The sequence below is a fragment of the Pseudomonas sp. GW822-FHT05A08 genome (assembly GCF_058800485.1).
The window spans coordinates 1,107,935-1,130,479 of sequence record NZ_CM179511.1; the positions used below are offsets into that span (position 1 = coordinate 1,107,935).

At 64.3% G+C, this 22,545-nt stretch carries 19 protein-coding genes and 1 pseudogene; 12 read left to right on the forward strand and 8 right to left on the reverse strand.

Annotation, left to right across the window (positions count from 1 at the left end; genetic code table 11):
• The first annotated feature begins 28 nt into the window (after window positions 1-28).
• Window positions 29-883: a tryptophan 2,3-dioxygenase gene (kynA, locus tag AC3RCP_RS04950; protein ID WP_053259555.1), complete on the forward strand. Its 855-nt coding sequence runs from the start codon at window positions 29-31 to the stop codon at window positions 881-883.
• 225 nt (window positions 884-1,108) lie between these two features.
• Here the strand turns inward: kynA and AC3RCP_RS04955 are convergent, their stop codons facing one another.
• The 4 genes from AC3RCP_RS04955 to antA form a co-directional block, all read right to left on the reverse strand.
• Window positions 1,109-2,506 (reverse strand): amino acid permease, encoded by a 1,398-nt coding sequence (locus AC3RCP_RS04955; protein ID WP_087092573.1) that lies wholly within the window; start codon window positions 2,504-2,506, stop codon window positions 1,109-1,111.
• Window positions 2,507-2,579: 73 nt separating this feature from the next.
• On the reverse strand, window positions 2,580-3,599 hold the full coding sequence (antC, locus tag AC3RCP_RS04960) for an anthranilate 1,2-dioxygenase electron transfer component AntC (protein WP_101336767.1): 1,020 nt from the start codon (window positions 3,597-3,599) through the stop codon (window positions 2,580-2,582).
• A gap of 12 nt (window positions 3,600-3,611) precedes the next feature.
• Window positions 3,612-4,103, reverse strand: a complete 492-nt coding sequence (gene antB / locus AC3RCP_RS04965) for an anthranilate 1,2-dioxygenase small subunit (protein WP_101336768.1) — start codon at window positions 4,101-4,103, stop codon at window positions 3,612-3,614.
• A gap of 2 nt (window positions 4,104-4,105) precedes the next feature.
• Window positions 4,106-5,491, reverse strand: a complete 1,386-nt coding sequence (antA, locus tag AC3RCP_RS04970) for an anthranilate 1,2-dioxygenase large subunit (RefSeq protein ID WP_492569144.1) — start codon at window positions 5,489-5,491, stop codon at window positions 4,106-4,108.
• Between the two features lie 562 nt (window positions 5,492-6,053).
• Between antA and AC3RCP_RS04975 the strand changes: the two genes are divergently transcribed.
• Window positions 6,054-7,067 (forward strand): AraC family transcriptional regulator, encoded by a 1,014-nt coding sequence (locus AC3RCP_RS04975; RefSeq protein ID WP_492569145.1) that lies wholly within the window; start codon window positions 6,054-6,056, stop codon window positions 7,065-7,067.
• A 6-nt stretch (window positions 7,068-7,073) separates the two neighbouring features.
• On the opposite strand, the gene AC3RCP_RS04980 is transcribed toward AC3RCP_RS04975, so the two are convergent.
• Complete coding sequence (locus tag AC3RCP_RS04980) at window positions 7,074-7,547, reverse strand: Lrp/AsnC family transcriptional regulator (RefSeq protein ID WP_007927404.1); 474 nt, start codon at window positions 7,545-7,547, stop codon at window positions 7,074-7,076.
• A 186-nt stretch (window positions 7,548-7,733) separates the two neighbouring features.
• Between AC3RCP_RS04980 and kynU the strand changes: the two genes are divergently transcribed.
• Together kynU and AC3RCP_RS04990 are read left to right on the forward strand one after the other, a co-directional pair.
• Window positions 7,734-8,984, forward strand: coding sequence for a kynureninase (gene kynU / locus AC3RCP_RS04985; protein WP_101336770.1), 1,251 nt, complete (start codon window positions 7,734-7,736; stop codon window positions 8,982-8,984).
• A gap of 205 nt (window positions 8,985-9,189) precedes the next feature.
• Window positions 9,190-10,599: an amino acid permease gene (locus AC3RCP_RS04990; protein WP_101336771.1), complete on the forward strand. Its 1,410-nt coding sequence runs from the start codon at window positions 9,190-9,192 to the stop codon at window positions 10,597-10,599.
• Window positions 10,600-10,706: 107 nt separating this feature from the next.
• On the opposite strand, the gene AC3RCP_RS04995 is transcribed toward AC3RCP_RS04990, so the two are convergent.
• Complete coding sequence (locus tag AC3RCP_RS04995; protein ID WP_492569147.1) at window positions 10,707-11,591, reverse strand: LysR family transcriptional regulator; 885 nt, start codon at window positions 11,589-11,591, stop codon at window positions 10,707-10,709.
• A 131-nt stretch (window positions 11,592-11,722) separates the two neighbouring features.
• Here AC3RCP_RS04995 and AC3RCP_RS05000 point away from each other — a divergent pair, with 131 nt between their 5' ends.
• Window positions 11,723-12,487: a sulfite exporter TauE/SafE family protein gene (locus AC3RCP_RS05000; RefSeq protein ID WP_492569148.1), complete on the forward strand. Its 765-nt coding sequence runs from the start codon at window positions 11,723-11,725 to the stop codon at window positions 12,485-12,487.
• Here AC3RCP_RS05000 and AC3RCP_RS05005 read toward each other — a convergent pair.
• Window positions 12,477-12,791, reverse strand: coding sequence for a putative quinol monooxygenase (locus AC3RCP_RS05005; RefSeq protein ID WP_016704181.1), 315 nt, complete (start codon window positions 12,789-12,791; stop codon window positions 12,477-12,479). The two genes, AC3RCP_RS05000 and AC3RCP_RS05005, sit on opposite strands and share 11 nt — an antisense overlap.
• A 204-nt stretch (window positions 12,792-12,995) precedes the next feature.
• Here AC3RCP_RS05005 and mdaB point away from each other — a divergent pair, with 204 nt between their 5' ends.
• The 7 genes and pseudogenes from mdaB (at window position 12,996) to AC3RCP_RS05040 (ending at window position 21,007) form a co-directional block, all read left to right on the forward strand.
• Window positions 12,996-13,586 (forward strand): NADPH:quinone oxidoreductase MdaB, encoded by a 591-nt coding sequence (gene mdaB / locus AC3RCP_RS05010; protein WP_007927414.1) that lies wholly within the window; start codon window positions 12,996-12,998, stop codon window positions 13,584-13,586.
• A gap of 170 nt (window positions 13,587-13,756) precedes the next feature.
• Window positions 13,757-14,668, forward strand: coding sequence for a LysR family transcriptional regulator (locus AC3RCP_RS05015; protein ID WP_087092562.1), 912 nt, complete (start codon window positions 13,757-13,759; stop codon window positions 14,666-14,668).
• 171 nt (window positions 14,669-14,839) lie between these two features.
• Entirely contained in the window at window positions 14,840-16,507 is a 1,668-nt protein-coding gene (gene ggt, locus AC3RCP_RS05020; RefSeq protein WP_492569150.1) for a gamma-glutamyltransferase, read from the forward strand.
• 313 nt (window positions 16,508-16,820) lie between these two features.
• On the forward strand, window positions 16,821-18,170 hold the full coding sequence (locus tag AC3RCP_RS05025; RefSeq protein ID WP_492569151.1) for a GntT/GntP/DsdX family permease: 1,350 nt from the start codon (window positions 16,821-16,823) through the stop codon (window positions 18,168-18,170).
• A gap of 15 nt (window positions 18,171-18,185) precedes the next feature.
• Entirely contained in the window at window positions 18,186-19,046 is an 861-nt protein-coding gene (locus AC3RCP_RS05030) for a MurR/RpiR family transcriptional regulator (protein ID WP_007932463.1), read from the forward strand.
• A gap of 1 nt (window position 19,047) precedes the next feature.
• Window positions 19,048-20,508, forward strand: a complete 1,461-nt coding sequence (locus AC3RCP_RS05035) for an N-acyl-D-amino-acid deacylase family protein (protein WP_492569153.1) — start codon at window positions 19,048-19,050, stop codon at window positions 20,506-20,508.
• Window positions 20,509-20,639: 131 nt separating this feature from the next.
• Window positions 20,640-21,007, forward strand: a pseudogene (locus AC3RCP_RS05040) (glyoxalase superfamily protein).
• Window positions 21,008-21,381: 374 nt separating this feature from the next.
• Here the strand turns inward: AC3RCP_RS05040 and gliR are convergent.
• Window positions 21,382-22,401: an AraC family transcriptional regulator GliR gene (gliR, locus tag AC3RCP_RS05045; RefSeq protein WP_492569154.1), complete on the reverse strand. Its 1,020-nt coding sequence runs from the start codon at window positions 22,399-22,401 to the stop codon at window positions 21,382-21,384.
• Window positions 22,402-22,545 lie beyond the last annotated feature (144 nt).

The following is a 22,545-nucleotide window of genomic DNA, read 5'->3' on the forward strand; positions in this document are numbered from 1 at the left end:
CCGCGACCTGACATGAGGAGCCCACGCGATGAGTCAATGTCCCTATTCGAACAACCCGCCGCCCGACAACTGGCATAACGCCGAGCTGAATTTTTCCGATTCCATGAGCTACGGCGACTACCTGGACCTGGGGCGCATCCTCAATGCCCAGCACCCCTTGTCGCCGGACCACAACGAAATGCTCTTCATCATCCAGCACCAGACTTCGGAGCTGTGGATGAAACTGATGCTGCACGAGCTCAAGGCGGCTCGCGAGCACGTGCATCAGGGGCAGCTGCCACCGGCATTCAAGATGCTGGCGCGGGTGTCGCGGATCTTCGACCAGCTGGTGCACGCCTGGGCGGTGCTGGCGACCATGACCCCGTCCGAGTACAAGTCGATCCGCCCGTACCTGGGGCACTCGTCGGGTTTCCAGTCGTTCCAGTACCGCGAGATCGAGTTCATCCTCGGCAACAAGAGCGCGACCCTGCTGCGCCCCCATGCCCATCGGCCGGAACTGCTCAAGGAACTGGAGCTGGCGATCGCCACGCCGTCGCTGTACGACGAAGCCATCGGCCTGATGGCCAAGGCCGGGCTGGCCATCGACCCCGAGCGCCTGGCCCTGAACAGCCAGGCGCCGACCCAGCATGACCCGTCGGTGGAAGCCGCCTGGCGCGAGGTCTACACCGACCCGTCGCGCTACTGGGACCTGTACCAGTTGGCGGAGAAGTTTATCGACCTGGAAGACTCCTTCCGCCAGTGGCGCTTCCGCCATGTGACCACGGTGGAGCGCATCATCGGCTTCCAGCCCGGCACCGGCGGCACCGAAGGCGTCGGCTATTTGCGCAAGATGCTCGACACCGTATTGTTCCCCGAGCTGTGGCGCGTACGTTCGACGCTGTAAGCGGCAGGCCAACAAAAAGGCCCGGCATTCATCGAATGCCGGGCCTTTTTGTTTATGCCAATCCCTGTAGCCGCTGGCGCAGCCTGCGATCGGCTCCGCAGGAGCCGTAAAACCGGCCACTGCGGTGGGGCAGGCTGAACACGGTCGCCTGTTTTACGGCCGCTGCGCGCCCGATCGCAGCCTCGCGGGGCTCGGCAGCGGCTACCGGGGCTGGTGCCGCAGACGTCAGGCCACCGCGCGAGCGCCGGACCTGGCCACCCGCAGACGGTAGAACACCCAGATCAGCGCAACCCACACCGGGATGGCGTAGACCGACACCCGTATGCCGGGAATCATCAGCATCACGCTGACGATCATCAGCATGAAAGCCAGGCACAGGTAGTTGCTGAACGGAAACCAGAAGGTCTTGAACGACGGCACTATGCCTTGCTGGCCCATGGACTTGCGGAACTTCAGGTGGGTCAGGCTGATCAGCGCCCAGTTGATCATCAGGGACGCAACGACCAGCGCCATCAGCAACTCCAGGGCTTCTTGCGGCGCCAGGTAGTTGACCACCACGCAAAGCAAGGTGATCAGCGCCGAAACGCCCAGGGCCAGCAGCGGCACGCCCTGTTTGTTCAGCTTCATCATCGCCTTGGGCGCGTCGCCCTGTTCGGCCAGGCCGTAGAGCATGCGGCTGTTGCAGTACACGCCGCTGTTGTACACCGACAGCGCCGCGGTCAGGACCACGAAGTTGAGGATGTGCGCGGCGGTGTCGCTGCCGATCAGGGCAAAGATCTGCACGAACGGGCTGCCGCTGTAGGAGTCGCCGGAAGCGTTGAGGGTCTGCAGCAACTGGTCCCAGGGGTACAGCGACAGCAGCACGGTGAGGGCACCGACGTAGAAGATCAGCACCCGGTACACCACCTGGTTGATCGCCTTGGGGATCACTTTGCGTGGCTCGCTGGCCTCGGCGGCGGTGATGCCCACCAGTTCCAGGCCGCCGAAGGAAAACATGATGAAGGCCATGGCCATCAGCAGGCCGGTGCCGCCATTGGGGAAGAACCCGCCGTGGCTCCACAGGTTGCTCACCGCCGCCTGCGGGCCGCCGCTGCCGCTGGCCAGCATGTAGCAGCCCAGGGCAATCATGCCGATGATGGCCACCACCTTGATGATGGCGAACCAGAACTCGGCTTCGCCGAAGAACTTCACGTTCATCATGTTGATCAGGTTGACCAGTACGAAGAACACCGCCGCGCTGACCCAGGACGGGATTTCCGGCCACCAGAACTGCACGTACTTGCCCACGGCCGTGAGTTCGGCCATGCCCACCAGCACGTACAGCACCCAGTAATTCCAGCCGGCGAGAAAGCCGAAGTAACCGCCCCAGTATTTGTGCGCGAAGTGGCTGAAGGACCCGGCCACCGGTTCCTCGACGATCATTTCGCCGAGCTGGCGCATGATCAGGAAGGCGATGAACCCGGCTATCGCATAACCGAGGATCATCGAAGGGCCGGCGGACTTGAGCACGCCGGCGGAGCCCAGGAACAGTCCGGTGCCGATCGCCCCGCCCAGGGCAATCAGCTGAATATGGCGGTTCTTCAAGCCACGCTTGAGTTCGCCGGGTTTCAGGATGTCATCCACTAATCACGCTCTCTTCTCATTGTTATCGGATCTGTCCGTATTCGCGGCCAGATCGCGGCTGACGGCGGACGGATCAGATATTACTCTCGGTGAACTTCTCGTAATACAGCTGAACGCTCTCAAGTTGCTGATCTTGCAACCAGTTCTTGATCGACTCGACCATCGGTGGCGGTCCGCAGACGTACATGTCCACCGGAGCATCGCGCAGTTCGCTGCAATCGAAATGCTCGGCGATATAACCGCGCTTGCCCGGCCAGTCCGCCGTCGGCTCGCTGATCACCGGAGTGTAGCGAAAGCCCGGCAGTTGGCCGGCATAAGCCTCGATACGCGCGGTTTCGCACAGGTCGGCGACGTTGCGCACCCCGTAGTACAGGTGCACCGGCTGGGTACAGCCGTCGGCGACCAGTTGCTCGAGCATGGCCAGCAGCGCCGACAGCCCGGTGCCGCCGGCCACCAGCACCAGCGGCCGGACGATATGGCGCAGGTAGAAGGCGCCCAGCGGCGCCTCCAGCTCGATGCGGTCGCCGACCTGGCAGCGTTCGCGGAGGTAATTGCTCATTGCCCCGTCGGGCAGCAGGCGCAGGAGGAATTGCAGCTGCTGGCTGCCCGAGCGGTTGGCGAACGAGTAGGAGCGTTTGCTCGAGGTGCCGGGGACCGACAGCCGGGCGTATTGCCCCGGCAGGAAGTCCAGCGCCGCCTGACCCTCGTCGAGCTGCAGTTGCAGGATCGCCGTGCTGTCGGAGACCTGGCGCACTGCGCTGACTGTGGCGCCCAGCTGTGCAGGCCCCGCGGCGCTGCACAGGCTGGAATCGAAGTCGAAGTAGAAGGTGGCATCGGACTGCACCCGGGTCTGGCAACTGAGCATCTTGCGCTGCTCCAGGTCGGCGCTGGAGAGCGCTTCCTCGTCCACGTAGTCCTGGCTGTAGTTGCCCGATTCGCAGCGGCCCTGGCAGGTGCCGCAGACGCCCTCGCGGCAGTCGAGGGGGATCTTGATGCCGTTGCGCAGGGCGGCGTCGAGCAGTATTTCGTTGGCGTTTACAGGGAAGAACAGCGTCTTGCCGTCGGCAAAGCTGAACGCGACCTTGTGATTCATGCCCGGTCTCCGTCAGAGGTGGTAGAAATCGAGCACCGAATTGATGGTGTCGTTGAGCAGCAGCACATGCTTGCGAGTGATCAGCCAGCTGTCGCCGTGGGCCTTGAGGTTGTAGGTGGCATGGCCGAAGAACTGCTCGGCGGTGGCCAGGCGATAGAACAGCGTGTGCCAGTTCAGCCGCACTTGCAGGCTGCCGTCGGCCAACTCGGCGATCCGCACGTTGCTGATGTTGTGCAGGGTGCGCGGCATCGGAATGGTCGAGGCGGCCTTGCCGGTACGCAGGCGGAACACCCGGTCTTCCAGGCCCGAGCGGTTGGCGTAGTAGATCAGCGACATGCCGCGTTTCGGGTCGGTGGTGTAGACATGCTCGGAGTCCCACTGCGGCAGGTGGAACTCGCTCTGCGGGTCGAAGAGTTCGAGGTAGGCATCCCAGTCCTGGGCGTCGCACAGCTCGGACTTGCGGTAGAAAAACTGCTCGATACGGTATTGCAGTTGCGCACTCATGTTCACACCTCACGCAGTTTCAGGGATTGCCGGGCCAGCCCGTCGAGGAGGAATTTCTGCCAGTTGCGGTGCTGGTTGACGTACAGCCCTTCGTGGGTGAACTCAGTACCGGTCATGGCCGGCTGGATGCCGATGGCCTCGCTGTTGCGGGTCGGCCTGGTTTCCCAGCGGTGGCTGCCGCGGGAGATATCGCTCCAGCGTTCCAGGCGGCCCTGGAAACCGCGCTGGGCTTCGCGGAACTCCACCAGGTCGTCGGGGGTGCCCATGCCCGAGACGTTGAAGAAGTCCTCGAACTGGCGGATGCGGTTTTCCCGGTCGGAGTCGGACTCGCCCTTGACCCCGATGCACTGGCTGATGATCTCGGTCTTGTTCCAGGCCAGCGGGCGGATGATCCGCAGCTGCGAGCTGATCTGGTCGAGGAAGAACAGGCTCGGGTAGACGTTGAGGTTGCGCAGGCGGTGCATCATCCATTCGGCCTTTTCCTGGCCGTACTCCTCCACCAGCCGCGGCATGATGGTGGCGTAGCCGGAGCGCACCGCAGGGTTGGGCATGTCGCTGAACAGCACGCTGTGGCCGTTGTTGAAGGCGAACCAGCCGTCGTCGGTGTTGGCGTCGCCGGCGCCGAGCTTGCTGTAGTCGAGGGTGGCGCTGGCGCCGCCGTTCTCGCTGTTGACCTGCTGGCGGTGTTGCACCGTGGCCACGTAGTTGTAGTGCACGGTGCTCACGTGATAACCGTCGAGGCCGTTTTCGTTCTGCAGTTTCCAGTTGCCGTCATAGGTGTAGGCGGACTTGCCGGGCAGGACTTCCAGCTCACCGGTGGGCGACTGGGCGACCATCATGTCGAAGAACACCTTGGCGTCGCCGAGGAAGTCTTCCAGGGAGTTGTCGGCGTGGACGTCGAGGCTGATGAAGACGAAGCCCTTGTAGCTGTCGATGCGGGCCTTCTTCAGGCCGCGGGTGGCCTTGTCGAAGCCTTCGGGGTATTCCCCCGGCGCCTTGACCTTCACCAGGCGCCCGTCGCTCTTGTAGCACCAGGCATGGAACGGACAGGTGAAGGTGGACTGGTTGCCCTTGCCGACCCGGGTCAGGGTGGTGCCGCGGTGCTGGCAGGCGTTGATCAGCGCATTGAGCCGGCCTTCGCCGTCGCGGGTGATGATCATCGGCTGGCGCCCGGCGCGCATAGTGACGAAGTCGTGGTTGTTGGCCAGCTCGCTTTCGTGGCAGGCGTAGATCCAGTTCTTCTCGAAGATCAGTTCCATCTCCAGGTCGAACAGCTCGGGCTCGGTGAACATGTCCCGGGCGATGCGGAATACGCCGTCGTCCGGACGAAAATCCAGGCAGCCGTCGATGAAGCTTTTCCATTGTTCTGTGTTTCTTGCACCACTCATGAGTGAGTACCTTTCTTGTTCAGGCCAATCGGTGCATGCATTAGAGAGAGTGCGGGGCAGAGGTGGCTATCCGCTTAGTCGGCCAAGGCCATCCACAAAATTGCATGGCCACGCTCATCTGTAGCCGCTGCCGCAGGCTGCGATCGGCTCGGTCCGCGTTCGGGCGCAGCAGGCGCAAACCAGGTATCGCGGTGTTTCAGGAGGATCGCGGGCTCAGGTCTTGCGACGACTGCGTCGTCGATCGCAGCCTGCGGCAGCGGCTACAGCGGCTACAGCGGCTACATGGGCTGGAGGTGTGGTGGAAATACCCAGGGCCTGCGCCCCAGGCGATCAACGGCTGCACCGCGATGTCGCGATGAGCTACTGTTTGGCGCAGTCTTGCGTGGGTTTTGCGCACCGGGTGGACGGGTTCTATCCACTTAGTCGGCGATTGCTATCCAGTCGGTTGGCAGTGCCGGGCGGTGGCGCAAAACTTGCTGTCGGCTGTTGCAAGCAAGCCAGTACTTCAAGCCAGACGCGCCGTCAGAGCGCGCAAAAAAAATATTGCCGTGGGTGCGCCGTGATGAATAGCAAGGCTGATTCGCAGTTTCGCGATATTCGTATCGATCGCTTCGACCTCGAGGGGGCGAGAAGCTGGATGTCTGGCATTTGCGGGCCGCATCGGCTCGAGACCGCGACCCCCGAGCGCATCCGCTTTCACCACAGCGCCAACGTGTTCAAGTCGCGGGCCACGACCCTGGGCACCATCGAATACGGCACCGACGTCACCATCGATATCGAAGACGCCGAGCGCTTCAGCAGCTACAGCCTGAGCCTGCCGCTGAGCGGTGATCAGGAACTGAGCAAGGACGGCCGGCTGCTGCGTTCCAACCGCGACCAGGGGGTGATCATCGCGCCCAATGAAAGCCAGATGCTGGCGATCTCCGGCGACTGCCGCAAAGTCCAGGTGGTGATTACCCGGGCGGCCATGAGCGAGGCCCTCGAAGCCTTGCTGCAACGCCCGCCGCAAGCGCCGCTGCGCTTCGAGGCGGTGATGGATGCGGTGGAGGGGGCGTCGGCGTCCTGGTGGCGCATGGCGCGCTATTTCATCGCCGAGCTGGAGCGCAGCAGCGAGCTGTACGAACAGCTGGCCTTCACCCGGGACCTGGAAAGCTCCTTGATCAAGGGCCTGATCCTGGCCCAGCCGAACAACTACTCGGCGGAGCTGCGCGAGGTGCTGGAGGTCAAGTTGCCCCACTACCTGGTCCGCGCCCGCCAGTACATTCACGCCAACGCCCGCGAACCGCTGGGCCTGGAAGACCTGGAAGCCGCCGCCGGGGTTTCGCGCTTCAAGCTGTTCGAGGCCTTCAAGAAGTATTTCGCCCTGTCGCCGATGGTCTACCTGAAGAAGTACCGGCTCAACGCGGTGCGCCAGGAGATCCTCGAACACGGCTCGGCGCGGACCATTTCCGAGATCGCCCTGGGCTGGGGCTTCAGCCATCTGGGGCGGTTCTCCGCCGAATACCGCAAGCTGTTCGGCGAGTCGCCCAGCGTCACCCTGCAGCGCCACGACGCGCGGCGCCTGGGTGGTTTCTAGGCAAGCCTACTTGCGCAGCACCAGGTCCAGCAGGCCGTCCTGTTCCTTGATTTTCTGCAAGACGATTTCCGAGCGGATGTCGGTGACCCCGGACGTGCGGTTCAGGTGATTGACGATGAAATCCGAGAAGTGCTTGAGGTTGCGCGCCTGGACCCGCAGCACATAGTTGCTGGCGCCGGTGACCACATAGGCGGTCACCACTTCCGGCCACTGCTGGACCTTCTTGATAAAGGTCTCGTGCCAGTCCGCCACGTCCTGGCGCAGCGACACATGAACGATGGCCTCCAGCTCGATCCCCAAACGCTCGGCATTCAGTACCGCGCGATAGCCGCTGATGATGCCTTCGCCCTCCAGCAGGCGCAGGCGACGCAGGCAGGCCGAGGGCGAGAGGGCGACTTTCTCCGCCAGCTCCTGGTTGCTGATACGGCCGTCCTGTTGCAGGAAGTGCAGGATTCGCAGGTCTGTAGAGTCGAGAATCATGGTTGGCATTTATCCGCGTTTTTTTAAGTTGTAGTCGAATAATCTTCGAGACTGTGCCGCTCTCATAGCGCATTTTGCACGAAAATTCTCCAGGGCTTCGTTCATTATTTCTTCACCGCGCAGCCGCCGATGCCGCCCCTGGCATGGCGTGTGCCGCCGCATGCCTTAGTGAAAACAGGACTTCCCATGACAACAAGAAACCACTGCCTGACCCTCGACGCACAGGACCCGCTGGCACCGCTGCGCAACCAGTTCGCGCTGCCCGACGGGGTGATCTATCTCGACGGCAACTCCCTCGGCGCCCGCCCGGTCGCGGCCCTGCAACGGGCGCAACAGGTGATTGCCGAGGAATGGGGCAATGGCCTGATCCGCAGCTGGAACACTGCCGGCTGGCGCGACCTGTCGCAGCGCCTGGGCGACCGCCTGGCCAAACTGATCGGCGCCGATGCCAACGAAGTGGTGATCACCGACACCACCTCGGTCAACCTGTTCAAGGTGCTCAGCGCCGCCTTGCGGGTGCAGGCGCTCAAGGCGCCGCAGCGGCGGGTGATCGTCAGCGAGAGCAGCAACTTTCCCAGCGACCTGTACATCGCCGAAGGCCTGACCGAGATGCTGCAGCAGGGCTATTCCCTGCGCCTGGTGGACAGCCCCGAGGCGCTGCCCCAGGCCATTGGCGAAGACACCGCGGTGGTCATGCTGACCCACGTCAACTACAAGACCGGCTACATGCACGACATGCAGGCGGTAACCGCGCTGACCCACGAATGCGGCGCGCTGAGCCTGTGGGACCTGGCCCACTCCGCCGGCGCGGTGCCGGTGGACCTGAAGCAGGCCGGCGCCGACTACGCCATCGGCTGCACCTACAAATACCTCAACGGCGGCCCGGGCTCGCAAGCCTTCGCCTGGGTCTCGCCGGCCGTCTGCGATCTGGTCAGGCAGCCGCTGTCCGGCTGGTTCGGCCATGCGCGGCAGTTCGACATGGACGTGCAATATCAGCCGAGCAGCGGCATCGCCCGCTACCTGTGCGGCACCCAGCCGATCACGTCGCTGGCCATGGTCGAGTGCGGCCTGGAGATTTTCGAGCAGACCGACATGGCCAGCCTGCGGCGCAAGTCCCTGGCCCTGACCGACCTGTTCATCGAACGGGTGGAACAGCGCTGCGCGGCCCATGGCCTGAAGCTGGTCACCCCGCGCGAACACGACAAGCGCGGCAGCCATGTCAGCTTCGAACACCCCGAAGGTTATGCGGTGATCCAGGCCCTGATCGCCCGGGGCGTGATCGGTGATTACCGCGAACCGCGGATCATGCGCTTCGGCTTCACGCCGCTGTACACCCGCTTCAGCGAAGTCTGGGACGCGGTGCAGATCCTCGGTGAAATCCTAGATGAAAAAACCTGGGCCCAGCCGCAGTTCCAGATCCGCCACAGCGTGACCTGAAACACCCCCCCTGTGGCCGCTGCCGCAGGCTGCGATCGGCTCGGTCCGCGTTCGGGCGCAGCAGGCGTAAGACCGGTGCACGCGGTGTAACCGAAACACCGCGTTGCCCGGTTTCACGACGACTTCGTCGCCGATCGCAGGCTGCGCCAGCGGCTACAAGCCAAGCCATTCCGTGTGCAAATAACAATAAAAGAGGCTCACAAACGTGACCACGACCAACAAGGGTTTTGCAGCGATTTCCAATCGTGAACAGGGCTTGCGCCGCCAGCTCACAGCCGGGCAGATGAGCATGATCGCCATCGGCGGGGCGATTGGCACCGGCCTGTTCATGGGCAGCGCCTACGCCATCGGTTACGCCGGGCCCAGCGTGCTGCTCAGCTACGCCATCGGCGCGCTGATCACTCTGCTGCTGATGGGCTGCCTGGCGGAAATGACCGTGGCCCATTCCACCTCCGGCTCCTTCGGCGCCTACGCCGAGTTCTACATCAGCCCGCTGGCCGGGTTCCTGGTGCGCTACGCCTATTGGGCGGCCATCGTGCTGGCGGTCGGCGCCGAGGTCACGGCCATCGCCATGTACATGAAGTACTGGTTCGCCCACGTGCCGGAATGGGTGTGGATCGTCTCGTTCTCCAGCGTGCTGATCCTGCTCAACGCCATCAGCGTGAAAACCTTCGGCAATTTCGAGTACTGGTTCTCCACCATCAAGATCGCCGCCATCGTCGGCTTCATCATCCTCGCGGTGTACGTGGTGTTCGGCTCCGGCAATGCCGACTACGGCCTGCACAATTACACCGCCCACGGCGGCTTTTTCCCCCACGGTGTGCAGGGCATGTGGGTCGCGGTGATCGTCTCGATCTTCAGCTACCTGAGCGTGGAGATGATCGCGGTGGCCGCCGGCGAAGCCGAGGATCCGCAGCGGGCGGTGAAAAAGGCCTTTCGCGCGACCATGGTGCGGCTGGTGGTGTTCTACCTGCTGACCCTGGCGCTGATGCTGGCCATCGTGCCCTGGGTCCAGGCCGGCAAGGCGCAGAGCCCGTTCGTCACGGTGATGCAGACCATCGGCATTCCCGGCGCCACCGGGGTGATGAACTTCGTGATCCTGATCGCCGCGCTGTCGGCGATGAACAGCCAGCTGTACATCACCACGCGCATGATGTTCAGCCTGTCCCGCGGCGGTTATGCGCCCAAGTCCATGGGCGCCCTGAGCAAGAGCGGCATCCCGTTGAACGCCTTGCTGCTGTCCAGCTCGGGCATCGGCCTGGCGACCCTGATCAACGTGCTGTACCCGGAAAGCTCGTTCACCCTGATGATGGCGATCTCGATGTTCGGCGCGATCTTCACCTGGTTCATGATCTTCCTCACGCACTACTGCTTCCGCCGCTACCACCAGCGCCATGGCGAGCAACAGCTGTCGTTCCGCATGCGCCTGTTCCCCTGGAGCACGTTGCTGGGCCTGGTGCTGATGGGCGCGGTGATGATCACCACCTACTTCACCGAGGCCTTCAAGATGACCCTGGTGTTCGGCGTGCCGTTCCTGCTGATCCTGACGGCGGTCTACTTCGCCTGCTTCAGAAAAACCCGGGCCGCCGCCGAGCTGAACCCGTCCAAGGTCTGATCCCAAACCTGTAGGAGCGAAGCTTGCTCGCGATCCGCGCAGCGGCCATTTACCGCAGCGTTGCGACGAACGCTATTCGCGAGCAATCGAGCGTCGACCGGCTGCTCCTACAGGTGTCCCAGCGCTTCCAGGAGGGCCTTGGCGTAGGGCGGCAGGGCGTTGAAGTCGCGGGCGCAGAGCAGCAACTTGCGTTGCGCCCAGGCCTCCACCAGCGGCAGCACCTTGAGCGATGCATCCGGCCCCCGGCGTTCGATGGCGGCGCGGGGCACCACCGCCAATCCGGCGCCCCGGGCGACCATGCGCATCACCCCGTCGAAGCCGTCGGCGCGGATGCGGATCGCCATCCGCAGCCCCAGGTGCAAGGCCTGTTCTTCCAGGTACACGGCCAGGGCGCTGTGGGCGGCGAGGCCGACATAGTCGTGGTGCAGGCTGTCGCTGAAACTCACCGCCCGACCGTCCGCCAGCGTGTGGTGGGCGGGCAGGACCAGCACCAGCGGGTCGTCGCGAAACGCCAGGGTCTGCAGGTCCTGGGTATCCACCGCGTCGGAGACTATCCCCAGGTCCGCCGCGCCCTGGCGCAGGGCGTGGGTGATGCGCTGGCTGGGCAGCTCCTGCAGGTCGATGTCGAGGTTGGGGTGGGCGCAGAGAAAGTCCGCCAGCGGCTCCGGCAGGTATTCGGTGATCGCCGTGGTGTTGCACAACAGGCGCACCTGGCCTTTGACGCCCCGGGCATATTCGGCCAGGTCCTGGCTCAGGTGCTCGGCCTGTTGCAGCAGGCCGCGTGCGTGCTGGGCCAGGGCCTTGCCGGCGGGCGTCGGGCTCACGCCTCGGCGGCCGCGCTGCAGGAACTCGGTGCCCAGGGATGCTTCCATGGCGCGGATTCGTGCGCTGGCCGCGGCCAGGGACAAATGGCTGCGGCTGGCGCCGGCGGTGATATTGCCGGCGTCGAGGATGTTCAAGTACAGGCGCAGGTCGGTCAGGTCGAAGTGCATGGGGGGTGTCCTTGATAACGCCGCTGTGCGGCCATCACAGCCACTGAAAATCTACAGCCTCTCGCCAAACAAGAGGCTGCCTCAGTATATGGCAGATTTTCAGCCCACCGCCGCGGGCGCAGGATAGCGCCATGAACACTTCCCTCGCGTTTTACCAGAACCTCGGTTTGATCCTGTCCTTGCTGGTGATCGGCACCTTTGTCCTGGCCGGCATGATCAAGGGCGTGATCGGCCTCGGCCTGCCGACCATTGCCATGGGCCTGCTCGGCCTGGCTATGGCGCCAACGCAGGCTGCGGCGCTGTTGATCATCCCGGCGACCCTGACCAATGTCTGGCAGCTGGCATTCGGTGGGCATCTGTGGACGTTGCTCAAGCGCTTGTGGCCGCTGCTGCTGGCGATATTCATCGGCACTGGCCTGGGCAGCCTGTGGCTGGGCATCGACGGTGGGCATTGGGTGGTGCGGGCGCTGGGGGCGGCGTTACTGCTCTATGCCCTGAGCGGGTTGTTGCTGCCGACCCTGCGGCTGCGGCCGACAACGGAAGCCTGGCTGGGCCCGGCCTGTGGCCTGGTGACGGGCGTCATCACCTCGGCCACCGGGGTGTTCGTGATTCCGGCGGTGCCTTATCTACAGGCGTTGGGGCTGTACAAGGACGAACTGGTGCAGGCCCTGGGGCTGTCGTTCACCGTCTCGACCCTGGCCCTGGCGGCCGGCCTGTACTGGCGCGGCGCCCTGGGCGGCGGCGAACTCAGCGCCTCGCTGCTGGCCCTGATCCCCGCCCTGCTCGGCATGTGGCTGGGCCAGGCACTGCGCCAGCGCATCAGCGCCGTGCTGTTCAAGCGGGTGTTTTTCAGCGGCCTGGTGCTGCTTGGTGCCCATCTACTAATCAGCGGCTAGCGGACGACGGGCTGAGCATGTCGATGCGGCGGATATCGAAGTCGCGCTCCAGGTAATCCATGCGCTTGTCGAAGAACGCCTTCATGTGCGGCAGGTTGGAGTGCACGTCCAGGTGCGCCTGGGATTCCCAGATCTCATAGAAGATGAACAGGCTCGGGTCCTGCTGGTCGCGCAGCATGTGGTATTCGATGCAGCCAGGTTCGGCGCGGCTCGGCTCGACATAGGCGCGAAACAGCGCCTCGAAGGCCTCGGACATTTCCGGGCGGGTCTTGGCGTGAAGGATAAAACCGTGCTGTTCGGACATGCTGCGTTCCTGAGTAAAGGGAGTTTTAAAAATTCTACGACACGAATCCGTCGTCTATTCGTGCGTATTGGTCAAATGCTTTTTGTCTGGATCGCGCTTATTCATATCGTCTTTCAACGATATTCTCCGCCCCATCGTTTTTTAATTTTCTCGACCCGGCCCTGCAGCGCAGCGCCAAAGGGTTGTTCCTGATGAGGCTGGATCATGAAAAAAGTACTGTTGCTCAACGGTGGCAAGAAGTTCGCCCACTCCGACGGCCGCTATAACGCGACCCTGCATGAAGCCGCGGTGGCGGTGCTGGACCGTGGCGGCGTGGACGTCAAAGTCACCCACATCGACGAGGGCTACGACATCCAGGAAGAAGTGGCCAAGTTCCTCTGGGCCGACGTGATCGTCTACCAGATGCCGGGTTGGTGGATGGGCGCGCCGTGGATCGTGAAAAAGTACATCGACGAAGTCTTCACCGAGGGCCACGGCAGCCTCTACGCCAGCGATGGCCGCACCCGTTCCGATGCCTCGCAGAAGTACGGCAGCGGCGGCCTGATCCACGACAAGCAGTACATGCTGTCGCTGACCTGGAACGCTCCGCAGCAAGCCTTCGACGACCCGACCGACTTCTTCGAAGCCAAGGGTGTGGACGCGGTGTACTTCCCGTTCCACAAGGCCAACCAGTTCCTCGGCATGCGCGGCCTGCCGACTTTCCTCTGCGTCGACGTGATGAAGCGCCCGAACATCGAGGCCGACGTGCAGCGCTACGAAGAACACCTCAAGGCGGTGTTCAACCTCCCTGCGTAAATCCGGCTACTATCGGTGGCGTGCCACAAGCCTGACACAGGATGTAGCCGCTGCCGCAGGCTGCGATCGCCACCGAAGGGGGCGCAAGGTCGTGAGATCGCTGAAGGCCTTCGGCCTTATCGCAGCCTGCGGCAGCGGCTACAGGCGCCCAACCGAGATAGAGGACTTACGTGAAAGCCAGATCCGACGAACTCCAGATCTTCGTCTGCGTCATCGAGTGCGGTTCGATTTCCGCGGCGGCCGAGCAGGTCGGGCAGACGCCGTCGGCGGTCAGCCGCACCCTGTCGCGCCTGGAAGCCAAGCTCGACACCACGCTGATCAACCGCACCACGCGGCGCATGGACCTGACCGAGGAGGGCAAGTATTTCTTCGAGCAGGCCAAGCTGATCCTCGACCAGATGGACGAACTCGAAGAGCGTCTGTCGTCCCGCCAGCAGACGCCGTCCGGGCGCCTGCGCATCAACGCCGCCTCGCCGTTCATGCTGCATGCCATCGTGCCCTACATCGCCGAATTCCGTAGCCTGTACCCGGACATCCAGCTGGAGCTCAACAGCAACGACCTGATCATCGACCTGCTGGAGCAGAGCACCGATATCGCGATCCGCATCGGCACCCTGGCGGACTCGACCCTGCATGCGCGCGCGCTCGGTTGCAGCCCGCTGCACATCCTCGCCAGCCCCGACTACCTGAAGCGGCACGGCACACCCGCCAGCGTGGCCGAGCTGAGCGACCATACCCTGCTGGGCTTCACCCAGACCGAAACCCTCAACCACTGGCCGCTGCGCCATGTGCACGGCGACCGCTGGCCGATCCAGCCGGGCATCAGCGCCTCCAGCGGCGAGACGGTGCGCCACTTGGCGCTGGCAGGGCAGGGCATCGCCTGCCTGTCGCACTTCATGACCATCGACGACATCCGCGCCGGGCGCCTCACGCCGCTCCTCGCCCAGTTCAACAGCGGCTATCGCCAGCCGATCAACGCCGTGTACTACCGCAACTCGCAGCTGGCCCTGCGCATCCAGTGCTTCCTCGACTTTATCCAGGGCAAGCTGGCCGAGTACGCCAACCCGCAGTTCGAAGGCTGAACCGGGCTCCTGTCGCCGCCTGCCGGTGCGCCATCGCGGTTGCGACCTGACTGATCCATCCACGACAAACGGCTGCCTGCGGGCGGCCGTTTTGCGCTTGCCGTTTGCTCGAATCGCACCAATACGCCTAAGGTTCGTCTGGCCTGATAACAACTAAAAAGGACGGACTCCATGCGTATCCTGCTGTGCAAAACCCTGGCCCTGAGCGTGGCAATCGCCGCCAGCTCGCCGACCTTCGCCGCGTTGCTGGAGGGCGGTGCGGTCGCCGCGCCGAACCAGTATGGCGCCGACGTCGCGGCGCAGGTTCTGAAGAAGGGCGGCAACGCGGTGGACGCCGCGGTCGCCACCGCCTTCACCCTGGCGGTGACCTACCCCGAGGCCGGCAACATTGGCGGCGGCGGTTTCATGACCCTGTTCATCGACGGAAAACCCTACTTCCTCGACTACCGCGAAACCGCGCCCAAGGCCGCGACCCGCGACATGTACCTGAATGACAAAGGCGAGGTGATCGAGAACCTCAGCCTGGTCGGCGCGCGCGCCGCCGGGGTGCCGGGCACGGTGATGGGCCTGTGGGAGGCGCACAAGAAGTTCGGCAAGTTGCCCTGGAGCGAACTGATCACCCCGGCGGTGGGCTATGCGAAAAACGGTTTCAAGGTCGCCGACAAGCAGTATCAGTACCGCGAGGATGCGCTGAAGCTGTTCAAGGACAGCACCAACTTCGGCGACTATTTCGGCAGCATGAAAGTCGGCGAAACCTTCCGCCAGCCGGAGCTGGCCGCGACCCTGGAACGCATCGCCGACCAGGGCGCCAAGGAGTTCTACGAGGGCAAGACCGCCGACCTGCTGGTGGCGCAGATGCAGGCCGACAAAGGCCTGATCACCAAGCAGGACCTGCAGGACTACAAGGTCGCCTGGCGTGAGCCGCTGCAGGTCAACTGGCGCGGCAACACCCTGTACACCGCGCCGCCGCCCAGCTCCGGCGGCGTCGCCCTGGCGCAACTGATGACCATCAAGGAAGAACGCACGGCGGACTTCAAGGGCGTCGAGCTGAACTCGGCCAAGTACATCCACCTGCTGGCGGAAATCGAAAAACGCGTGTTCGCCGACCGCGCCGATTACCTTGGCGACCCGGCGTTCTCCGAGGTGCCGGTCAAGCAGCTGACCGACCCGGCCTACCTGAAAAAACGCGCCGCCGAGATCAACCCGACGGCCATCTCGCCCACCGAAAAAGTCCGCCCGGGCCTGGAGCGGCACCAGACCACGCACTTCTCCATCGTTGATGCCGACGGCAACGCGGTGAGCAATACCTACACCCTCAACTGGGACTACGGCAGCGGCGTGGTGGTCAAGGGCGCGGGCTTCCTGCTCAACGACGAAATGGACGACTTCAGCGCCAAGCCCGGGGTGGCCAACGCCTTTGGCGTGGTCGGCGGCGACGCCAACGCCATCGCGCCGGGCAAGCGCATGCTGTCGTCCATGAGCCCGAGCCTGGTGACCCGCGACGGCAAGGTCACCCTGGTGCTGGGCACGCCGGGCGGGTCGCGGATCTTCACCTCGATCTTCCAGGTGCTGAACAACCTCTACGACTTCGACCTGCCGCTGGAAAAAGCCGTGGCCGCGCAGCGCGTGCATCACCAGTTGCTGCCCAAGGACACTATTTACTACGACGCCTACGCACCGCTCACCGGCAAGGTCGCCGACGAGCTGAAAGCCCTGGGCTACACCCTGGAAGACCAGGGCTGGGAGATGGGCGATATCCAGGCGATCCGGGTCACCGGCCGCCAGCTGGAAACGGCCTCCGACCCGCGCGGACGCGGCGTGGGCAAAGTCGTCAAATAACCTGCACCTGTAGGAGCGAGCTTGCTCGCGATGGCGTCCTGCCTGACCCACCGCGTGGTCTTGATCGCGAGCAAGCTCGCTCCTACAGAAAGCCATTCCTCCCCGTGGCCACTGGCTACGGGGTTCTGCTCCTTGCGCTACAGCGGATGAAAATACCCCTCGCCAATTTTCATTATTCGCGACACGACCTGTCTGTCCGCGACAAAGCATGTCTCTGTGCGAAAGTTAGTTTCATGTGGTTTGAAAATCCGGTCACGAAATGATTTATGAGTTTCACAAGCATTCGACGTGACCCTTTTTCGAGGAGTACCGCATGACACCTGCATCGGGCTACTGGCTGCTGGGCTATGCCGCCATCGCCATCATCGCGCTGATCGTCCTGATCGCGCGTTACCGGATCAATCCGTTCATTGTCATCACCCTGGTCTCGGTGGGCCTGGCGTTGATGGCCGGGATGCCGCCGTCCGGCGTGGTCGGGGCCTACGAGGCGGGTGTCGGCAAGACCCTCGGGCACATCGCCCTGGTGGTGGCCCTGGGCACCATGCTCGGCAAGATGATGGCCGAGTCCGGCGGCGCGGAGCAGGTGGCGCGGACCCTGATCGACCGTTTCGGCGAGCGCAACGCGCACTGGGCGATGGTCTGCATCGCCTTCCTGGTGGGCCTGCCGCTGTTCTTCGAGGTCGGTTTCGTGTTGCTGGTGCCGATCGCCTTCACCGTGGCGAAGCGTGTCGGTGTGTCGATCCTGATGGTCGGCCTGCCGATGGTCGCCGGCCTGTCGGTGGTGCATGCCCTGGTGCCGCCGCACCCGGCGGCGATGCTGGCGGTGCAGGCCTACCAGGCGTCGGTGGGGCAGACCCTGCTGTACGCGATCCTGATCGGCATTCCCACGGCGATCATCGCCGGCCCCTTGTACGCCAAGTTCATCGTGCCGCGCATCCAGCTGCCGGCGGAAAACCCGCTGGCGCGCCAGTTCATCGACCGTGAGCCGCGCACCCGCCTGCCCAGTTTTGCGATCACCATGGCCACCATCCTGTTGCCGGTGGTGCTGATGCTGATCGGCGGCTGGGCCAACCTGATCTCCACCCCGGGCAGCGGCCTCAACCAGTTCCTGCTGTTTATCGGCAACTCGGTGATCGCCCTGTTGCTGGCGACCCTGCTGAGCTTCTGGACCCTCGGCCTGGCCCAGGGTTTCAACCGCGAATCGATCCTCAGGTTCACCAACGAATGCCTGGCGCCGACCGCCAGCATCACCCTGCTGGTGGGCGCCGGTGGCGGCCTGAACCGGATCCTGGTGGACGCCGGGGTCACCGACCAGATCGTCGGCCTGGCCCATGAATTCCAGCTGTCGCCGCTGCTGATGGGCTGGCTGTTCGCCGCGCTGATGCGCATCGCCACCGGCTCGGCCACCGTGGCCATGACCACCGCCTCGGGCGTGGTGGCGCCGGTGGCCATCGGCCTGGGGTATCCGCACCCGGAACTGCTGGTGCTGGCCACCGGCGCCGGCTCGGTGATCTTCTCCCACGTCAACGACGGCGGCTTTTGGCTGATCAAGGAATACTTCAATATGACCGTGACCCAGACCTTCAAGACCTGGACGGTGCTGGAAACCCTGATCTCGGTGGTCGCCTTCGCCCTGACCGTCGGTCTTGCCCAACTGCTTTGAGCCCAGGTGCCGTTCATGGACATCCTCTACCAGATCCGTTCCCGCCAGGATTCCTTCAGCGCCGGCGAAGGCCGCATCGCCCGGCTGATGCTGGATGACGTCGGTTTCGCCGCCTCGGCCAGCCTGGAACAGCTGGCGCAGCAGGCAGAAGTCAGCGCCGCCACCCTGTCGCGGTTTGCCCGCAGCGTCGGCTGTCGCGACCTGCGCGACCTGCGCCTGCAACTGGCCCAGGCCAGCGGCGTCGGCAGCCGCTTTCTCGACCCGGCGGGTACCCCGGAGCAGTCGGGTTTCTACCGGCAGATCGTTGGCGATATCGAGTCGACCCTGCACCAGCACCTGGCGGGGTTCGACGAGTCGCGCTTTCGCGATGCGGTGCGCTTGCTGGGCAAGGCGCAGATGATTCACGCCTTCGGCATGGGCGGCTGTTCCACCTTGTGCAGCGACGAATTGCAGGTGCGCCTGGTGCGCCTCGGCTACCCCATCGCCGCCTGCCACGACCCGGTGATGATGCGGGTGACCGCCGCGGCCCTGGGCCCGCAACACGCGCTGATCGCCTGCTCCCTGACCGGCATCACCCCCGAATTGCTGGAGACCGTCGAACTGGCCCGCAGCTACGGCGCCAGCGTGCTCGCCATCACCCTGGCCGACTCGCCGCTGGCGGAACTGGCAGACGTGCTGCTGCCGCTGCAGAGCGCCGAGACCTCCTTCATCTACAAACCCACGGCCGCGCGCTACGGCATGCTGCTGGCCATCGATGTGCTGGCCACCGAGCTGGCGCTGGCCCTGCCCGAAGACAACCAGGAACGCCTGCGCCGAATCAAGCTGGCCCTGGACGATTACCGCGGCGGCGACGATTGCCTGCCGCTGGGAGACTGACATGCTTTACGACACCCTGATCCGCAATGCCCTGGTGATCGACGGCAGCGACCGCCCGGCTTACCCCGCCGATGTCGCCCTGTTCGAGGGCCGCATCGCCCGTATCGGCGACCTGCAAGGCGCCCGCGCCAGCGAAGAAGTCGACGCCGCCGGGTGGGTGCTGGCCCCCGGTTTTATCGACGTGCACACCCACGACGACACCGTGGTGATCCGCCAGCCGCAGATGCTGCCCAAGCTCAGTCAGGGCGTGACCACTGTGATCGTCGGCAACTGCGGTATCAGTGCCTCGCCGGTGAGTCTGCGCGGCGAGCCAGCGGACCCGATGAACCTGCTGGGCAGCCAGGCGGCCTTCGTCTACCCGCGTTTTCGCGACTACCGCGCGGCGGTGGACGCCGCGCAGCCGGCGGTCAATGTGGCGGCGCTGATCGGCCACACGGCGCTGCGCAGCAACCACCTGGACGATCTGTATCGCACCGCCACGGCCGAGGAAATCGCCGCCATGCGCGAGCAGTTGCGGGCCAGCCTGGAAGACGGTGCCCTCGGCTTATCCACAGGCCTGGCCTACGCCAGCGCCTTCTCGGCCGAGACCGACGAGGTGCTGCAACTGGCCGCGGAACTGAGCGCCTTCGGCGCGGTGTACACCACCCACCTGCGCAGTGAATTCGAGCCGGTGCTGGAGGCCATGGATGAGGCGTTCCTGATCGGCCGCCAGGCCAAGGCACCGGTGATCATTTCCCATCTCAAATGCGCGGGGGCGGGCAACTGGGGCCGCAGTCCGCAATTGCTGGCGTCCCTGGAGCAGGCGGCGAAAGACCATCCGGTGGGCTGCGACTGTTACCCCTACGCGGCCAGTTCCTCGACCCTCGACCTCAAGCAGGTCACCGATGCCTTTCGCATCACCATCACCTGGTCCACCCCGCACCCGGAACTGGGCGGCCGCGACCTGATGGACATCGCCGCCGAGTGGGGCACGACTCTGCTGGAGGCCGCGCGGCGCCTGCAACCGGCCGGCGCGGTGTACTACGGCATGGACGAAGCCGATGTGCGGCGCATTCTTGCCCACCCGCTGTCGATGATCGGTTCCGACGGCCTGCCGGAAGACCCGTTCCCCCATCCACGGCTGTGGGGCGCTTTCCCGCGGGTGCTCGGGCACTTCAGCCGCGACCTCGGCCTGTTCCCGCTGCACACCGCGGTGCACAAGATGACCGGGCTGTCGGCGGCGCGTTTCGGCCTCCAGCAGCGTGGCGAAATCCGCGAAGGGCACTGGGCCGACCTGGTGCTGTTCGACCCGGTGCGGGTCCGTGATGTGGCCGACTTCAAAAGCCCGCAACAGGCGGCCGAGGGGATCGACGGCGTGTGGGTCAACGGCGTGCGCAGCTATGCCGAAGGCCAGGCCAATGGCCGCCGGCATGGGCGCTTCCTGGCGCGGCAAGGGGATTTGCGTGAAGGGTTCAACGGCTGAAGGCGTGCGGTGCCGAATAGGTGAACGCCGTCACAATGATGGCCTGATGATATTAAAGAATGCCTTGGCCTAGCCGAAGTGCTGACATCCACCTGCTATACCGTGGACATCTTTCATCAGGGAGTCGCGCAATGAGCTTTGGCAAAACCACCCCCATCCTGCGGATTTTCGACGAGGCCAAGGCGCGGGAGTTTTATATCGACTTCCTGGGCTTCACGCTCGACTGGCAGCATCGCTTCGAAGACAACTTCCGCTGTATATGCAGGTGTCGCGTGGGGAGTGCGTGCTGCACCTGTCGGAGCACCATGGCGACAGCACGCCGGGCTCTGCGTTGCGCATCGAGACCGACGAGCTGGAAGCCTTCCAGCAGCAGTTGCTGGCCAAGGATTACCGCTTCGCCCACCCACAGATCCAGGCCATGCCCTGGGGTAGCCAGGACCTGACGGTGCTCGATCCGTTCGGCAATCGGCTGGTGTTTACCAACGCCATTTGCGTCTGAGCCAGCGCTTCGCATCTTGCGCCTGGACCTTGTAGCCGCTGCCGAGCGCAGCGAGGCTGCGACAGGACCGCAGGTCCTCCAGCGGTCTCAAGAACCTTGCGCCCCCTGCGGGGACGATCGCAGCCTCGCGGGCTCGGCAGCGGCTACAGGGAAGGGCGATACACCTGGCATGCCTGGACCTTGTAGCCGCTGCCGAGCGCAGCGAGGCTGCGACAGGACCGCAGGTCCTCCAGCGGCCCCAAGAATCTTGCGCCCCCTGCGGGGACGATCGCAGCGAGGCTGCGATAGGACCGAAGGTCATCCAGCGCTCCCAAGAACCTTGCGCCCCCTGCGGGGTCGAGCGCAGCCTCGCGGGCTCGGCAGCGGCTACAGGGTTAGGGGGTTCGCTGGGTGTGGCGGAATTCTCCCGGGGTCATGCCGGTGCGGCTTTTGAAGGTCCGGTGAAAGGAGCGCTGTTCGGTAAAGCCCAGGTATTGGGAAATATCGTGAATCGCCAGATCGCTGTGCAGCAGGTAATGCTCGGCGAGCTCCTGGCGCAGGTCATCGAGAATCTGCTGGTAGCCGGTGCCGGCCTGTTGCAGCTGGCGCTGCAGGGTGCGCACGGAGGTGGCCAGTTGTTTCGCCACCTGCTCCTTGCGTGGCAGGCCTTCCTTGAGCAGCTGGCGCAGGACGTTTTTCACCTGCTGCGGCAGCGGCGCATCGCTTAGCGAGGCCATCAGGCCCAGGGCATGTTCCTCCAGGGTACGCAGCAACTGGGCGTCGGCCTGGCGCAGGGGCAACTGCATGTATTGCGCAGGCGCGATCAGCGCTGAGTAGGCTTGGTCAAACAGTACCGGGCTGCCGAAAAATGCCTCGTACTGGGCCAGCTCGGCCCTCGCCGGCAGCGAATGCTCGAACCACACGGCGATGGGGCTCAACCGGGTATCGGCGATCCACTGTGCGTACAGCAGCCACGACGCCAGCACGTTCTCCACCATGTGCCGGCGCGAGGTGGGGCGCTGGTGGCGGCAGCTCCAGGTCAAGTGGATTTGCCCGTCGACCTGCTCGGCGCGGCTGACGCCCATGTCGCCCACCAGCTTCTCGAACGGCATGATCCGGTTCATCGCGTCGCCCAGGGTCGCGCAGTTCATGGTGATGTAGCCCAGCACGTTCCACGAGTTGGGCAGCACGAACCGCGCCGAGTTGAGCCCGAACAGCGGGTCTGCCGAATGCTCGCAGAAATAGTCCAGCAAACGCTCATGGGCCTCGCCGGGCAGGCGCAGGCTGTTGTCGCTCAATTGCCCGGCCTGCAAGCCCGCGGCCGCCAGCGCAGGTTCGATGGCGATACCCAGCTGCTCGGCATAGCGCAGGTACTTGAGCAGCGGTGGGACCGAGGTGTAGCCGAGGCTGTGCATGGTGGGTTTCCTGGCGCCGGAACGTGGATGGACGCGCGCGGGAACCGAGTGGGAGGCTGTTCCAGCAGGCGTCGGCGCCCTGAAAGGTAATTTGAAAGCGGGACTAAAGTAAATGCTTCGGGCCCCTTGTCCCCGGCTGACCCA

Excerpts from the sequence above, each read along its gene's own strand:
- kynA (WP_053259555.1), top strand. The coding sequence starts at position 29 with ATGAGTCAATGTCCCTATTCGAACAACCCGCCGCCCGACAACTGGCAT.
- antC (WP_101336767.1), bottom strand. The coding sequence starts at position 3,599 with ATGAATCACAAGGTCGCGTTCAGCTTTGCCGACGGCAAGACGCTGTTC.
- antB (WP_101336768.1), bottom strand. The coding sequence starts at position 4,103 with ATGAGTGCGCAACTGCAATACCGTATCGAGCAGTTTTTCTACCGCAAG.
- antA (WP_492569144.1), bottom strand. The coding sequence starts at position 5,491 with ATGAGTGGTGCAAGAAACACAGAACAATGGAAAAGCTTCATCGACGGC.
- AC3RCP_RS04975 (WP_492569145.1), top strand. The coding sequence starts at position 6,054 with ATGAATAGCAAGGCTGATTCGCAGTTTCGCGATATTCGTATCGATCGC.
- AC3RCP_RS04980 (WP_007927404.1), bottom strand. The coding sequence starts at position 7,547 with ATGATTCTCGACTCTACAGACCTGCGAATCCTGCACTTCCTGCAACAG.
- kynU (WP_101336770.1), top strand. The coding sequence starts at position 7,734 with ATGACAACAAGAAACCACTGCCTGACCCTCGACGCACAGGACCCGCTG.
- AC3RCP_RS04995 (WP_492569147.1), bottom strand. The coding sequence starts at position 11,591 with ATGCACTTCGACCTGACCGACCTGCGCCTGTACTTGAACATCCTCGAC.
- AC3RCP_RS05000 (WP_492569148.1), top strand. The coding sequence starts at position 11,723 with ATGAACACTTCCCTCGCGTTTTACCAGAACCTCGGTTTGATCCTGTCC.
- AC3RCP_RS05005 (WP_016704181.1), bottom strand. The coding sequence starts at position 12,791 with ATGTCCGAACAGCACGGTTTTATCCTTCACGCCAAGACCCGCCCGGAA.
- mdaB (WP_007927414.1), top strand. The coding sequence starts at position 12,996 with ATGAAAAAAGTACTGTTGCTCAACGGTGGCAAGAAGTTCGCCCACTCC.
- ggt (WP_492569150.1), top strand. The coding sequence starts at position 14,840 with ATGCGTATCCTGCTGTGCAAAACCCTGGCCCTGAGCGTGGCAATCGCC.
- AC3RCP_RS05025 (WP_492569151.1), top strand. The coding sequence starts at position 16,821 with ATGACACCTGCATCGGGCTACTGGCTGCTGGGCTATGCCGCCATCGCC.
- AC3RCP_RS05030 (WP_007932463.1), top strand. The coding sequence starts at position 18,186 with ATGGACATCCTCTACCAGATCCGTTCCCGCCAGGATTCCTTCAGCGCC.
- AC3RCP_RS05035 (WP_492569153.1), top strand. The coding sequence starts at position 19,048 with ATGCTTTACGACACCCTGATCCGCAATGCCCTGGTGATCGACGGCAGC.
- gliR (WP_492569154.1), bottom strand. The coding sequence starts at position 22,401 with ATGCACAGCCTCGGCTACACCTCGGTCCCACCGCTGCTCAAGTACCTG.